The organism is Microcoleus sp. PH2017_12_PCY_D_A (genome assembly GCF_020738565.1).
Taxonomy (GTDB): domain Bacteria; phylum Cyanobacteriota; class Cyanobacteriia; order Cyanobacteriales; family Microcoleaceae; genus Microcoleus.
Genome location: NZ_JAEQCI010000025.1, coordinates 57,782 through 73,046, shown reverse-complemented (window position 1 = coordinate 73,046; position 15,265 = coordinate 57,782). Strand labels below are relative to the sequence as shown.

The window sequence follows — 15,265 nt, the reverse complement described above, 5'->3', positions numbered from 1 at the left end:
GGTTTGTGCATCATTACAATGCTAATTTACAACTCTAAATGCCTACTTTTCTTTGACGTGAGTTTTATTCTCTCGATCCTTTCCTTCAGGGCACTACCCGAACGGCATCCCTTCTGATGATACATTTCCTAGGGTATTTCAGTTCATCGATCCCGAGGCATTGAATCGATGTTTTTTTGGTTGGGTAGAAACTTTAGTTAATTCAATGGGGGGCGAAGTTATTCCCATAGATGGTAAGACAATTAGAGGTTCTTATGACCGCCAGCGAGGTCAAGGGGCACTCCATGTTGTTAGTGCATGGGCTAGCGAGCAACGCCTAGTTCTTGCCCAGATGAAGGTCGAAGATAAATCCAATGAAATTACTGCCATTCCTGCATTATTAGAGTTGCTAGATATCACAGGTTCTGTTATCACTATTGATGCGATGGGGACACAAACTGAAATTGCTCAAAAGATTATTGAGAAAAAGGCGGATTATGTACTGGCTCTTAAAGCTAACCATCCGACTTTATACTCTCAAGTTACAAAATGGTTTGAAGAATCGGCTATACAGGATTTTAAATCTGTTGATTTTAGCTAGGACAAAAAGATTAATTCAGCACATCATCGGATAGAAAAGCGCCAAGTTTGGGCTGTACCAATTGCCGCAATTGGTGAACTTTATCAACCCCGAATTTGGGCAGGACTCAAAAGTGTTGTCATGGTCACCCGTGTCCGTCATCTTTGGAATAAAACCACAAGTGAGGTTCATTTTTATCTGACTTCTTTAGAACATGATGCTGAACTTTTAGGTCAGGCAATCCGCAAACATTGGAAAGAATGAAAATCAGGCTCATTGGACACTTGATTGTACTTTTGGTGAGGACGCTTGTAGAATTCGTTCCGGTCACAGTCCTCGGAATCTTGCTGTGATACGACGCATCGCGCTTAATGCTATCAATCGTGAACAAACTTGTCAACGTAGTCTCAGACAAAAAATGAAACGGGCAGCTATGAATAATGATTATATGCTTCTTCTTTTGAGTTCTTGTTTCGCCGATCCTATCTTAGGTTCTTCTGAACCTTTATGTCAAGCTTAATGAAGATGCTCTTACCCTGGTTGTTTCAGCCAGTTTTGTAAACTCTCCAAACCTTGAGTATTGTTGGTAAACTTTTTGGGTTTGGTCCCACGACTTTCGGTCAGTAATGAGACATAAAAGTCTTTTTTACTGATGTCTATACCTAAGACTGTTAGTGCCATTATTTGCTCCCGATGTACTCCTTCTATTAAAGAACATGACAGGCAATAGAATACTAGCCTTGTGAATGCAGGCTTTCTCGATCGAGAGATCGAGAGCCTAAGATACTGTCCAGCTTTAGGTGTGCCTGTTATCAGTAATGGGAGCTTATCTACGCAACAGACTGATCTAGTCTAAGGGGCGGACCAACTTCACCGATTACTGATGTCCTATAGCCAGCACTTTCGCCTGTTACAGAACCTTTTCTACAAAACTTTCCTTGTTTCTTTAGATTCACTTTGCTTAGAGATTCGATCGCCCGATTGTCGGTTCGATCGCCCCGATTGTCGGTTCGATCGCCCGATTGTCGGTTCGATCGCCCGATTGTCGGTTCGATCGCCCGATTGTCGGTTCGATCGCCCGATTGTCGGTTCGATCGAATTAATGACGTGGCGATCGATTGACTGACTCTTTTAAGATACAAGGGGCGGGTTCACCAACAATCTATAATTCCCACTAACAATCTATATAAACCCGCCCCCACCACGCGACTAGATAGGATTTTAGATTTAGGGGCGAGAAACCGGGTTTCTCGGAAAATTGGGGAACAGGAACCAGAAATATCGGCAGAAACCCGGTTTCTGATCTCGGGGTGCGCTTAGGGGGGCGAGAAACCGGGTTTCTCGGAAAATTGGGGAACAGGAACCAGAAATATCGGCAGAAACCCGGTTTCTGATCTCGGGGTGCGATCGAAAGACGATAATTTCGGTTTTGCCCTTACCGGGAGGGGTTTTGAGCTAATTAGAAAAAAAAGTTGGCTGAGGGGGTTGCGCTAATGGCGATAAGTTTGCTATATTTAATTTCGCTGCTGGTGTAACTCAGTTGGTAGAGTAGCTGATTTGTAATCAGCCTGTCGCAAGTTCGAGTCTTGTCACCAGCTTTATAGCTCAAACCAAGGTTAGATAAGACTTCTAGCCTTCTGCTCATTTCTAGGTATGAAGTGGGTCTAGAACTACAATACCTGTTTCATACCCACTAAGCTCTTAAAGCTAGGCTTTATAAGTAAATCAAAATTATTTAGATAGAAAGATAATTACTGCCTAATAATTCTACTTGCCTAGACGGTAAGCTGTCACATCTCACTCTATCCCTCTTAAATCGAGTTTTAAGGCTCCTCTACACAATAAATGTAGATTCATACCGATACGTGCCTTATCGCTCCATGTAGCTCAATCTAGAGGCATATAATATGATTTGTTTTAGTTATAGAACATTGAGTTTGCATTGAAATAAATTATGTAATAGAAGCACATAGGGAAAGCAGGTTACTCTAACCTCAACCATTTAGCTATCATCTCTACTCTGTTCCTATAGATTCTCATATTTCTTATATACTTTCCTATATCACTTATTACATATAATGTCCTATCTTATTACATATAATGTCCTATCTTAGTAGTGTATAAAAAGTGCGAAGTAAAGCTAAGCTAGATAGGATTTAAAACGGGTTGACTCTGTAGTAGGGTAAGGGTTCATTAGTAGATCGTGGCTTTGGCTCGACTACTTACACATCAGGAGTAGAAGGAGTTACCTGTATAGATTCAATCGGTGGTGTTGCTGCTGCGGATAGTGTAAACTGGCTAACGTTGTAGTGTTTCTTTAAGTGTACCGAGAAGTCCTCAGAAAGACCTGAAATGTATTCCTTAAAGATAACCACCACACGGTCTAGATCAATCTCCATTGTTTTGGAATATCCGCCCAACTCTACACACTTATAATATCGCCCTTCCTGATAGGCGATAAATAAAAACAACAACTTGACTAGCGCCGGGGTATATATCCCTGTATCGGATAGTATTGTAACGTGTTGTGAAAATGCTTCTGAGGTTAACCATTTAGAAAAGATTTCCTCTAAATCATCCCCCTCTATTGGTGAAAAATTTGAGTTTACGGGCTTATAGGTTAGAGCCTTAGCCTGAGTAAATAACGGTTTAGTGTCCCAGATTATTTTTCCATCTATTAAAAGTGTGAAAAATGCTACATATTGAGTCAATTCTAGTCCGTTAGTGTAGCGAAAAACTAACTGCTGCCCGCGTTCACTTGCGAGTAGAGTAACACTTATCACCTCTACTTTTGCATTTTTGGCGGTTTTGTAGGTCTTGACTAGCTGAGCTTTCCCATGCTTATCTGTCTTTATCTTTGTAGTACAAGTCGCGGGGATAAGCTCTAACTGAGTTGTCTCAACTGACTCTGAGACGAAAGATAGGTTTTGACGGAATTTGAGAGCCATGATTTTTTCCTTTTTTTGTGAGTGTTTGCATTTTTCTACTAAGTGACTGTTAGTTAAGGTATGAGTATTACTCACGTTAACAGTTGAGTAGAAAGAGCTAGAGTAGTTACCATACATACTCTAACTGTTTCTCTTTAGTTTTCTGTCATTACATCGACTGTTGGAGTAGAAGGTGAAGCAGTTGGTTTGACTACTTATAAAGCAAATGTTTAGTCTACTTCGTAGATTCGCTTCATATGGGGGGTATCCTGTACCAGACCGGATATTAGGTTCTTATAGGTTTCTGCTACCTTGTCTAGGAATACTTGCATATTACTTCCTAGTAATTCGGTTTCTGTAGATATTTCTGTCCGTTCTGCTGTATAAGACATATACAGTAGCAGTAGCTTTACTAATGCAGAATGATAGAGTCTTTTACGGCAGTAAAGACTTAGCTCTTGGGCAAATCCTTGACTCACTAGCCATTGTAAAAAAAATTGCTCTAGAGACGTACTCAGTATAGGGTCGTACTCATACCAGGTGGGAATTGCAATCTGTCTAGACAACTTATTAAAACCCGATAAAGGTTTCCACTGAATTAATCCATCATTCATTTGAGAAAAAGTTGCAAATATCACGCTATTTTGCTTAAAGATTAAATGTTGTCCTCTAACATCTGTTTGCCAGATTATACTCAAATTTTGGGGAGATTTTCCCTTAATTTTCAAATAATTTATTTTTCCTTTTTTACTCTTTCTACGCTTGCCAGGGATGTACTCAAACTCGATTTCTTTCCAAAATGAGGGAGATGACGAAAAATATAATCCCTGAGAAAGGAACAAACCACCCCAGGCAGCACCCGTCTTAGGTTGATTTATTATACGTTGATGTTCCTTTTCTAGCTTAGTACCTATGTCGCCTAGGGTTTTAGCAAAATTTAAAATCTCATGTTTTCCTATGGGTTCACTTGGGAACTCATCAAATGTTAAACTTTGAGAAACATAAAGTATTAACTCAATAACTTTAGAGCAAACTTCCTGAGAATCGTTATTAACAGAGACGTTTTTATTTAACAAATAAAACACATAGTAAAGGATATCCTCTAAAATGTATTCACTAGCAGGAACGCATAAGTAATCAACTATATATGTTAAAACTCGACCCTGTATTTTTGATAATTCATTATGGTTTTTAATGAAAGATAAGGCAATCTCTTCAATAAGTTTTCTTTCCTCTTTGAACCAACTTAACCATGACTGAATATCAATTTTATATCTATCCACTAAGCTTAAACCTTGAAGCCTACAATCTTTAAGCGCATTACTATCTGAGATTGTTTGATTAGGATTATTAATTATAGCTTGGTCAAGGATGTCTTTAAATTTGGTCTGAAATTTTTCTAAGCTTTGTTCTCTACTTTGTGAATCATTACTGGATTCACTGGGATGGGTATTGCCCTTTCTTTCCAACTTACAGTTCTTGCCTGTATCTTTGAAGTGAGAAAAGTGAGGAACTATTTTTCCCTCTATACATGGCTTAAAAAAAACACGTTCCCTACATTCAGGATGAGGACAAAGTATACTTAACTCTTCATCCGATAAATAGTTTAATCTCTCATCATCAGGGGTGATTGTTTCAGCTAAGAACATAGATATAGCCGATTCCATAAAACTTAACCCCCTTGTTTTTAATAATTATCATTAAGTAAATAGAACCTTATAATAATTTTAGTAATTATTTAAAAGTTATCCCAGCATTACCTATGAATTTAACAGTAGTCCTCTGCATATACTGTGACTTAAATCACCTACTGATAAATAGCTAAAACTATTGCTATAGAATTTTAATGTTTCAGACAATTAGGTGATTTTATCCTGAGAAGTGTAACTATGTAACTATGTAACTGTAACTCAACTAACTTTAACACCATTGGATATTTATTTTCTCCGGGTCTATCAATTAACTAGATTGACCGATCGCTCTAAAGGATTAGTTAAAATTTTACAGTTACACGGTTACACAGTTACAAAATAGCTGAACCCCTTGATATATAAAGGATTCAGCTCGTAACTCAACCGTAATTACTCAGTTACCTAGTTACAGCCACAGGTACTTGCCAGTATTTACCGGACTTACCGTTGACTCTACTAGCTGTAGTGGGTTTTTCTAAGTCTAAACCTCTCAGAATATCAATAATCCTTTCTTCATCTTTTCTATTCCAAGACTTACGTTCTTTTCCTATAGCCTCAGTTAAGACATCGCCCAAAACAAAAGGCTCTTGTCGTTTCTCTACCCAATCAGCTACTATATCTTGCCACATATCATTTGCTTGATATTTTTCATTTACAGCATTAAGCATTTCTTGCTCAGTTTCATTTAAGTAGATAGGATAATTATCTTTGTAGGCTTTAACAGCACTAGCCCAAATCAAATCTCTATTTTCTTTTACCCATTCAATATCAATTTTCTCGTTTACATCTACGCACCAAAATCTTCTATTACCTGTAGCATCAACTAAAAACTTATCTTTATTCGTTGTACCTACTATAATAAACTGTCGATGGAGTGTAATCGGTCTGCTATCATAGGGTTTACGAAGAGTGTCGCTTTGCTGAGTAATAAAAGCTTTTAACTTACCCATCTTACTCGCAGTCAGAGTCTCTTCACACTCTCCTAGCTCAATAATCCACTTACTATGACAAATCATTAGCTCATCTTTATTATAAGCTTGCAAAGACATAGAGGTAAATAAATCTTCTCCCGCTAATTCCCTGAAGAAAGAAGTCTTATAAAAGCCTTGAGAACCTTTAAGTAAAAGTACAGTATCAAATTTAGTACCAGGCTTTAACACTCTCGCTACTGCACCTACTAAAGTCTTAGGTAAAAATAATCCTTCTAAGGAATGAGGATCAATATGTAGGACTTTCTCATTAAGCTCTCTAAAAACATCTTTATAGTCTATATCTGGGAACTTAGACTCGCATACATTTAAGTAATCATCTAAAGGAGAGAATACATTTTTACTAGCGTAGAGGTATGCTAGTTCATGGATGTACTTATCATTCTCTAGGACAGTATTATGCTTGAGAGAAACCTGATACCTAAACTTAGGTAAGTCAAATACTTCTCCATCCAAGTAAATATCCTTGGTGACTTTGTTAAGGCTTAACTGCTCAGCAAAGTTATTAGCAATAATTCTGTCTGTTTCTTTGTAGTTCGTCATTCTTAAAAAAAAAAATAGATAAATAATCATATAAACACCACTAAAATGTTCTAACGGAGATTGCCATAGCAAAATCGCTAGAAACGTAGAATCTCTAAGTTCTTGCTTGTAAGACAAGAAAATAAGAGACTCCTAAATTGTCAAGGTTCAGTGTTTACCTATTACTCATTATAGAGAGTCGTTAATTGAATCGACAGATTAAGCAATTTCCAGATTACCGTATCTCATGTTCGGTAAACCGTACCAACGCACATCAATGAAAAGGATAGAAGTTTTTCGCCTCTATCCTCTTGATTTTCTTGTTTATTTACGAGACTTACAACTCAGGTAAGGTTAAATCCTTCTTAGCTGCTAGGTAATGGTCTAGAATAACTTGAGGACTATTGCCTACCAGTGCTGCTACTGTAGATGGATCATAACCATCCCGAATTAAGCGAGTAATCAATGAGTGCCGAAGATTATAACAGGGTAGGTATTGGCTAATTTTTCCAGACTGGTACAGTTTGATTACTACAGGACGCCATTGCCGATTGAGAAAATTATATTGATTCAGATATCCTCCCTCTACACTAGGAAAGACTAGATTATTTTCATTTTGACGTTTAGGAATGCGTCTTAAGAGGCTAAGAAGTTGGTCATTGCAAGGGAAAATTCGAGTATTGTAGGTTTTAGTATCCTTTAACTCTCCCTTTGAGTAGGCTTTGCTAACCACTATCACAGTCCTCCCATTTCTTTCTTTGATATCATTCCAATTGAGAGCTATTGCTTCCTCTGGTCGGAAACCTGTTAAAGCTAGAAACTCTACATAACCAGAGTAGTAGGAATGAGAGTAAGCACTAGCAGGTGAACAGAATTCATTACTTGAGAATGACTGAATAATGCTTTTAACTTCTTCAGGCTCAAAGCATTCTTTAGAACGTTTGCTTTTTTGTCCTTTAGGCAGTTGCTTTTTGAGATTGTGATAGGGATTATCACTGATTAACTTAGTTTCAACAGACCAGTTGGAGGCAGCATTGATGTTAGCAATCGCTTTTTTTAGGGTGCTGGAACTGTAATGCTCCAATAATTCCTGCAATAGTAAGTGAGGATTGTCAAGGTCAAGAGCTTCACTGGAAACTTTAGCTAAGCACCTCTCTACTTCTTTCCAGTCTTTTTTTTGAGTTGTTTTAGCTACTCGCTGTACATGGGCTTGCTTGTAGTGTTCCCAAACATCTGCTAGATTAAGCTTAGTTACCCGTTGTACAGGTGCTAGTGCTTGTGCGTGTTTAGGGGAATATTTCGCTAGACTCTCATCGAAGCGTTCCATTAGGATATCGCTATTGATTTCTTGAGCCTTAGCACTGGCTACCTTGAGAGTAGTATCAGTATCAGCTTTACCCACTGTTATCGCGTAACCCTGACCATTGAACCGCCAGCGAATACGATAGCTACCTTGGAATCGCTCTACCGAAACCTTACCGTACTTAGCTACTACACCATCTTTGTTGTCATCAGGGGTGATAAACATGATTTTGGGTATGGGTAAATTTCATACCCGCCTCATACCCAGTTTCTTTGACAGAGGGTATCTAGTAGAGCTTCAAGCCGTTGGTTTACCTCAAAAGTAGTTAAAGCTAGCTGATTTGTAATCAGCCTGTCGCAAGTTCGAGTCTTGTCACCAGCTTTACAAGCATAATCACGTGTTCGTAGTCAGGACTTTAGTCCTCTTGTTTTTAAGAGGACTGAAGTCCTCACTACGAACCGAGATTACTTAATGCGGCGCAGGCTTTTTTCAACCATTCAATTGTTGCTGGATCAAGTACGGGTGAGAGTTTCTCGACTACGGAGGCGTGATAGTTGTTCAACCATTGTAGTTGAGTTGTTGAGAGCCGATCGACATTTATCAATTTCCGCTCAAACGGAATATAAGTCAGCGGTTCAAATCCGTACCAAGCCCTACCGTTTTTAGACAGCATTTCCCTGACAACATAGAGATTTTCGAGGCGAATTCCGCCCCATCCCGCTTCGTAATATCCCGGTTCGATACTCGTTACCATTCCCGGTTCCAGGGGATATTGCACAAATTTGCTGATACCGTTGGGGCCTTCGTGACCGGCTAAAAATGCGCCGACTCCGTGGCCTGTTCCGTGTCCGTAGTCTAGCTGTTGTTGCCATAATACCGCACGGGCGATCGCATCTAACTGCGATCCGGTTGTACCTTTCGGGAATTGCTGCACCGCACAGTTGATGTGTGCTATCAAAACTGTTGTGTAGTGTTCGATTTGCTGCGTTGTCGGTTCCCCGACAATCATGGTTCTGGTGTCGTCGGTTGTTCCCGCTAGATACTGTGCGCCTGAGTCTAGCAGCAGCAATTCTCCGGGTTTTAGCGTGATTTCGGGGCTGGGAGTGCCGTAATGTACGATCGAGCTATTGGCTCCCGCACCGGCGATCGTTCTAAACGTTAAAATATGAAAATCAGTTTCTTGCTGATAAAAACTTTCGATGCTTTCTTTAACATCAAACTCAGTCAATACATTACCATTTTCTAGCTGTTCTGTCAACCACTTTAAAGTTAGAGTTTTAGCTCGACTTGCCTTAAAATTAGCAGATTGCATCTGCTCGATTTCCACAGGATTTTTCCGAGCTTTCATCCCTTCTACCGGATTCGGCTCGAAAACTATTTTTATCTTATTTTCACTAGCTTTTTGCTGGTTTAACAGTAACTGATACGTACCTGCTGTGCTGTGTTTCGCATCTAAAAGTACCCGAACTTGTTTCGGCAAATTCAAGCAAGCTTCTAAAGTTGACGGATAGTGAGCGTAGGGAAGCAAAGTTACAGCCGCCGCCAAATCTTGCTCGATTTCCGGTGAAACTCGTTCGAGATTGGTAAACAAAAATGCTGCATCTGCGGTGACAATCGCGTAGGATATGAAAATGGGAATGTGGGGAATATCCGAGCCTCGGAGATTGAACAGCCACGCTATTTGATTGAGGTTGGTAATTGGGAGCAAATCGATTTTGGCTTTCTGCATCGCTTCCCTGACTCGGACTAATTTTTCGGCGCAGGTTTCTCCGGTCAGAGATGCTGGTAAGCTAAATATAGGAGATTCGTCAATCGCGGGTAAAGTCTCTACTTTTTGTCGAACCTTGTCTGCTAAATTCTCCGATATCGGTACGAGTTCAATCCCCGCAGCAGCAAATCTTTTTACCCAATTTTGATATTGCTCAGTCGCTACGGTAAACGGATCAAAACCGAATCTAATTTTAGTTGATTTTTGGGCAGAATCTGCCGCCAGTTTTTCTAAAGTTTCAATTAAGCTTAAATTTCCTTCTAAGCCGAGTTTCGATATTTGAATCAATCCAGCATCGACTTGCAATTCTGCTTGTTCGTAATAGCGGGAATCCACAAACAACCAAGCCGAATTTTTGCCAACTAACAAATCGCCCGCGGAACCCGTAAAACCTGAAATCCAAGCTCGTCGCTGCTTGGCTGCTGGAAGTGATAAATTTAAGTGTTCGTCAACCGCTGGAATGAAATAGCAATCTAAGTCATAGTTTGCCATCAAAGCGCGCAATTCAGAAAGTTTTTCTGCGGAGGTATTTTGGATATTTGTATTTACTTTAAAATTAGTTGCAACCATTGGACAATCTCCTATTTATTACTTGTTTAAAATTGTCTTCAAACCTTTAACCAGCCTGCTAATTCCGGCGGCGGCTGTTGCAGTTTTTAGAGCGCCGTAAGCAACGCGCAAATAGCAGCCCCTATCCATGCCGAAGGTTGTACCGGGAAGCACTGCTACTTGATGTTCGCGAATTAATCGCTCTACTAATTCCATTGTATCGAGTTCGGTGTCAACTTTCAAGAAAAAGTAGAAAGCCCCGGCGGCTGGGGAAATTGTACACAAATTTGGGATGCTATTGAGTTCGTCTAATACGAGTTGGCGCACAAATGCGATCGCCCTTACATAATTATCGCAGTAACCCCTACCAACTTGCAACGCTCCCAGGGCTGCATACTGGGAAATTACGGGCGGACAAATTAAGATAGTATCTTGAATTTTCCTCACCGAAACCAGCAAATGTTCTGGGATTACCATATACCCGATGCGCCAACTCGCAAAACCGTAGGCTTTGGAAAGGCTAAACAGGGAAATTGTATGTTCGCTGCTGTTGGGAAAAGTGGCGGGCGAACAGTGTTTCGCGCCGTCATAGGTAAAATATTCGTAGGCTTCGTCGCTGATGTGATAAATGTTGTGCTGGCGGCAAATATCGTTCACTTCCAGGAGAGATTCCGCAGAATAAACTACGCCTGTTGGGTTGTTGGGTGAAATGGTGATAATTGCTCGCGTTTTCTCGGTGATTGCTTTTTTAATCGCAGCAATATTGAGTTGATAGTTGGCGTCGGTTTCTACAATCACGGGACGGCAATTTGCCATAATTGCAGCCATTTCGTGGTTGAAGTAATAGGGTGATTGGATGATAACTTCGTCTCCCGCCGAGGTGATGGCGAGAATGGCGTTGGTAAATCCCATGTTGCTGCCGGCGGTAACGACAATGCAGTTTTTGTTGTTTATTTCTATGCCGTTATCTGTTTTGAGTTTGGCTGCGATGGCATCTTGTAATTCGGGGATTCCTTCGACGGCTTTGTATTTGTGATTGTCGGGATTTCCGAAGAAGTCGGGAATTTTGTCAAATGATTCTTGGGGCGGATTGTAGTACACTACGCCTTGTCCTAAGGAGATTGTCCCCGGATTTTGCCGGATTAGTTCGCCAACTACTGGGATGATTGGCGATTGTACTGATTGCATTCGAGTTGAGTGATTTTCGATCATATATTATAAGGAATTTTTGAGGCGAGCTGAGTTCACCGGTGCGCGGTGCACTACGTATCGAGTTTGTTGTTCACCGGTGCGCGGTGCACACCCTACAGTTTGTAGGGTGCGCATTGCGCACACTTCACCGGTGCGCGGTGCACACCCTAGGTATCGGGTTTGTTGTTCACCGGTGCGCGGTGCACACCCTACAGTTTGTAGTTTGTTGTTCACTGGTGCGCGGTGCACACCCTACAGTTTGTAGCACTGCGCACACTTCACCGGTGCGCGGTGCACACCCTACGTATCGAGTTCACCGGTGCGCGGTGCACACCCTACAGTTTGTAGGGTGCGCACTGCGCACACTTCACCGGTGCGCGGTGCACACCCTAGGTATCGAGTTTGTTGTTCACCGGTGCGCGGTGCACACCCTACATATCAAGTGCGCGGTGCACAGTTTGTAGGGTGCGCACTGCGCACAGAATGCGCTATTTATAGCGCGCTTAACTGAAGAAAACAACTGAAGAAAACAACATAATTTTAACGGGCAAATCTTCAACCCGTGCACCATCCGGGTTTTGCTTGTGTAGACGCGGTTTCCAACCGCCCTGTCTTCTAAACTCTTTCTATTTCTATTCTAGAGCCTTGGGGCGACTTAAACACCTTAACTTGGGCGGGCAATCTTTCGCCCAATCCTCGAACGTGGGTAATCACTCCAATCAGCCTTTCTCGTTGCCGCAATGATTCTAAAATTTGAGTGACGCTTTCGAGGGTTTCTGCATCTAAAGTACCAAATCCTTCATCCAGAAATAAGCTACCCAATTGAGCGCCTTGAGACAGTTTTTCTGATAAAGCTAAAGCCATTGACAAGGAAGTAGCAAAGGTTTCGCCGCCGGAAAGTGTTCGCACTCTCCTAGCTTCGCCGCCATTCCAATTATCTGTTACCCAGTATTCGCCGTCTTGGTTTTTTAACTTGTACCGATTTTCTGTTAATTCTTGCAAAATTAAGGTGGCGCTACCGACTAATTCTGCTTCTAAATGTTCTAAGATGTAGGATTGAAATTCGTTGGATTTGAGATTTTGGGCTAAGGTGTGATAGGTTTGCTCTTGTTCTGTGAAGTTGGTGATTTGCTGGGAGAGTCTTTCGGCTTGTTCGAGAGTTTGAGCGGCTACTTGAATCCACGCTAAAAGTTCGGCGCGGTTGTTGTTGGCTTGTTTGAAGTTTTCTTGGGCTGTGTGTTTTGCCGATCGCACTTGTGCTAAATTATTCTCATCGGTAGTTCTGCCTGCGATCGCCTCCTGCAAATCCTTCGCCCGCGTCTCCAACTGAATTTTTGACTCCCGCACCGAGCGAATCGCATTTTCCCACTGCGATTGTTCGCTAACGGGCGCAACCGCAGCTAAAAATGTCTCTTCCGTAAAATCAGCCGCTGTTAATTTTGCCAACCAATCTTGGTTTAACTGCTGCTTGCTGGCTTGGGCTTGCGCGTAAACCTCCCCCGCTTGTTGCTCTCTCTCGGCTGCTTGAATAGCAGTATTTTGAGCAGCTTGATAGGATTTTTCGGCAGTTTTCAGCAAATTTGCCAACTCTTGCTTGTCTTCTGCCAAGGCTTTTGCTAAATTAGCATAGGGTTGGTATTCCGTAATTTGATAAAGCGCATTGACACAACTTTGCAACTGCTGCTGCCTGCGGTCTGATTCGGCGATCGCATCTTGATATTCTTGCTGTTTAGCTGCTTGAGCCGTCACCGCAAAATTAAATCTTTGTTCGTAATTATTATATTCAAAGGATGCGAGTTGGAATTGCTGCTCGGTTTCGCGGTATTGGCGATCGCTCTCTGCAAGTATAACCAACTCCTGCTGCAACTGCAAGACTTCCCACTCAGGATTTTCTAGAACTAAAGTGATTTGCTGCTGCAACTGAGCAACTTTATTCGCTGTCAATTGCAATGCTCGAGCAAATTCTGACTGTTTTTGCTCGCAAGCTGAAACTGCACTTTTACCATCAGCCGCAGCCATTTGAGCAGCTTGCAAAACCTGATTTGCAGCCGTCACTTTCCGCCGCAAACCAGCAACATCGACAATCTTAGAACTCGGCAAAGCAGGGAGCAAATCGCTCTCGGGATGCACGCCCCCGCACACCGGACAAGTATCGCCAGCATTCAGCGACATTCTGACAGCAGCAACACTCTCTAAACGCGCCGCTTCCGCATTAGCAGCTTGGGCAGATTCTAGCTCAGCTTCGCACTCTTTCAGCCGGATTTCTGCCCCGGCTAATTTAGTAGCAACCTCGAAATAATTCTGTTCGGCGCTTGCTTTTTCGGCGACAGATTTATTCAACTGTTCGCGCTGAGTTTGTCCCTGTTTGACAATAAGCTGAAGTTCCATCAATAAAGAGGCAATTTGCTGCAACTGTTCTAAACGCTTTCCTCCCGGCGCATACTGTTCGAGCAACGCCACTGCTCTAGTAACTCGAAAACCAGCGGTCTGAATTTTAGTGTTAGCAGCTTGCAGTTCTTTATCTGCTGCTTGGAAAAAGCGGAGTTTTTCCTGTTGATTTTTTTGGGCGAAGGCAACTTCTGTTTCTAATTGAGCGCGCTGTTCTTCGTATACTTTGGCAGCAGCCAGAGCATCTTCGCGAGCCTTTATTTGTGGCGCTAATTCCTCTGATTTGGCGCGAGCCGCATCAAGTTTCTGCTGCTCTGCTGCTAGCTCGGAGCGAGCTTTAATTAACCGCTCCCGCGCTGAGAGAACGGCACTTTCGGCAGTTTCATACTGACTGCGAGCCGATCGCACTAAAGCCCAATCTCCCTGTAAACGATCGGCAGCTTGCGCTCTTTCCAAACGCTGTGCTAAAATTGCGATCTCGGCGGAACTAGCATTTAATTGCGCTAATTCTTGTTGCAACTCTTGCCAGCGAGTGATTTGGGAAAATAGCTGTTCTTCTTCATCCACAGCCTTCTGAGCTTCCATAACAGCGCGCTCGAACTGAGGTAGTTGCTGCTCTAAAATCCAAAGTTGCGATCGTTTTAGCTCCACCTCATTCGCCGCCGGAGCGCTCAACTCAGCTAACTGCCTTTCCACCATTTCTCGTTCTTGTTTCAGCAACTTCGCGATATCGTTTGCTTCCTTCCGCATCTGCTCAAAAATCTCAAATCCCGCTAGCTGTCGCAAAATTTCCCGCCGTTTAGAAGTATCTCCTTTAATAAACTCATCAAACTTGCCTTGAGGCAGAATAATCGCTCTCGTAAAAGTATCAAAATCCATCCCCAAAATCTGTTCAATCGTATTTTGAACAGCAACAATACTCGTCCCCAAAGTTTCCCAATCGCCATTTTGCCAAGTTTCCAAAATTACCTTATTCTCCGGAGATTTCGGACGAAAACGCCACCTCCGCGTCACGCGATACTGTGTCAAACCCACAGCAAAACGCAACTGCACCTTGAGATTTTCGCTCCCTTGACTTGCCAAATCAGCTACTTGTTTGCCGCTGCGAGTTGTCGTACCAAAAAGCGCGTAAGTCATGGCATCTAGCAGCGAAGATTTTCCCGCACCAGTAGCACCCGTAATTGCAAACAAATCGAGTTGAGAAAAATCTAAACGCTGTTCCCGGCGGAAGCTGGTAAATCCTTCGAGCAAAAGTTCTAGTGGACGCATACTGATTTTAGATTTTGGATTTTGATGATTATGTCATTGCGAACGGTAACGCTTGTAGTCGAGTCTCGATCCCCCTCGCATCCCCCGAAAGCAAGGGGGACTTTGAGAA

The 15,265-nt window shown here is 42.1% G+C and carries 8 protein-coding genes, 2 tRNA genes and 1 pseudogene; 4 read left to right on the top strand and 7 right to left on the bottom strand.

What is annotated here, in order from left to right; genetic code table 11:
- Positions 1-97: 97 nt before the first annotated feature.
- The 3 genes and pseudogenes from JGK39_RS07005 to JGK39_RS06995 all read left to right on the top strand — a co-directional run.
- A pseudogene (locus JGK39_RS07005) lies at positions 98-1,079 on the top strand (ISAs1 family transposase); the annotation flags it as partial.
- A 363-nt stretch (positions 1,080-1,442) separates the two neighbouring features.
- Positions 1,443-1,685 (top strand): hypothetical protein, encoded by a 243-nt coding sequence (locus JGK39_RS07000; protein WP_293322066.1) that lies wholly within the window; start codon positions 1,443-1,445, stop codon positions 1,683-1,685.
- Positions 1,686-2,084: 399 nt separating this feature from the next.
- Positions 2,085-2,157, top strand: a tRNA-Thr gene (locus tag JGK39_RS06995).
- Positions 2,158-2,781: 624 nt separating this feature from the next.
- Here the strand turns inward: JGK39_RS06995 and JGK39_RS06990 are convergent.
- The 4 genes from JGK39_RS06990 to JGK39_RS06975 all read right to left on the bottom strand — a co-directional run bounded on the left by JGK39_RS06990 (position 2,782) and on the right by JGK39_RS06975 (position 8,216).
- The gene (locus JGK39_RS06990) at positions 2,782-3,507 is read right to left on the bottom strand and encodes a hypothetical protein (protein WP_293298038.1); all 726 of its coding nucleotides are present in this window, start codon (positions 3,505-3,507) and stop codon (positions 2,782-2,784) included.
- Positions 3,508-3,716: 209 nt separating this feature from the next.
- A complete protein-coding gene (locus tag JGK39_RS06985) occupies positions 3,717-5,153 on the bottom strand; it encodes a hypothetical protein (protein ID WP_293298035.1) in 1,437 nt (478 codons plus the stop codon).
- 422 nt (positions 5,154-5,575) lie between these two features.
- Positions 5,576-6,826 carry a virulence-associated E family protein gene (locus JGK39_RS06980; RefSeq protein ID WP_293255463.1) on the bottom strand — a complete coding sequence of 417 codons (1,251 nt, stop codon included), beginning with the start codon at positions 6,824-6,826 and terminating at the stop codon, positions 5,576-5,578.
- 199 nt (positions 6,827-7,025) lie between these two features.
- Entirely contained in the window at positions 7,026-8,216 is a 1,191-nt protein-coding gene (locus tag JGK39_RS06975) for a tyrosine-type recombinase/integrase (protein ID WP_293255466.1), read from the bottom strand.
- Positions 8,217-8,294: 78 nt separating this feature from the next.
- Between JGK39_RS06975 and JGK39_RS06970 the strand changes: the two genes are divergently transcribed.
- Positions 8,295-8,373: transfer RNA gene (locus JGK39_RS06970), tRNA-Thr, on the top strand.
- 69 nt (positions 8,374-8,442) lie between these two features.
- On the opposite strand, the gene JGK39_RS06965 is transcribed toward JGK39_RS06970, so the two are convergent.
- From JGK39_RS06965 to JGK39_RS06955, 3 genes are all read right to left on the bottom strand, one after another.
- Positions 8,443-10,329: an aminopeptidase P family protein gene (locus JGK39_RS06965; protein WP_293255469.1), complete on the bottom strand. Its 1,887-nt coding sequence runs from the start codon at positions 10,327-10,329 to the stop codon at positions 8,443-8,445.
- 18 nt (positions 10,330-10,347) lie between these two features.
- Entirely contained in the window at positions 10,348-11,520 is a 1,173-nt protein-coding gene (locus JGK39_RS06960; protein ID WP_293255472.1) for a pyridoxal phosphate-dependent aminotransferase, read from the bottom strand.
- Between the two features lie 594 nt (positions 11,521-12,114).
- Entirely contained in the window at positions 12,115-15,156 is a 3,042-nt protein-coding gene (locus tag JGK39_RS06955) for an SMC family ATPase (protein ID WP_293298032.1), read from the bottom strand.
- Positions 15,157-15,265 lie beyond the last annotated feature (109 nt).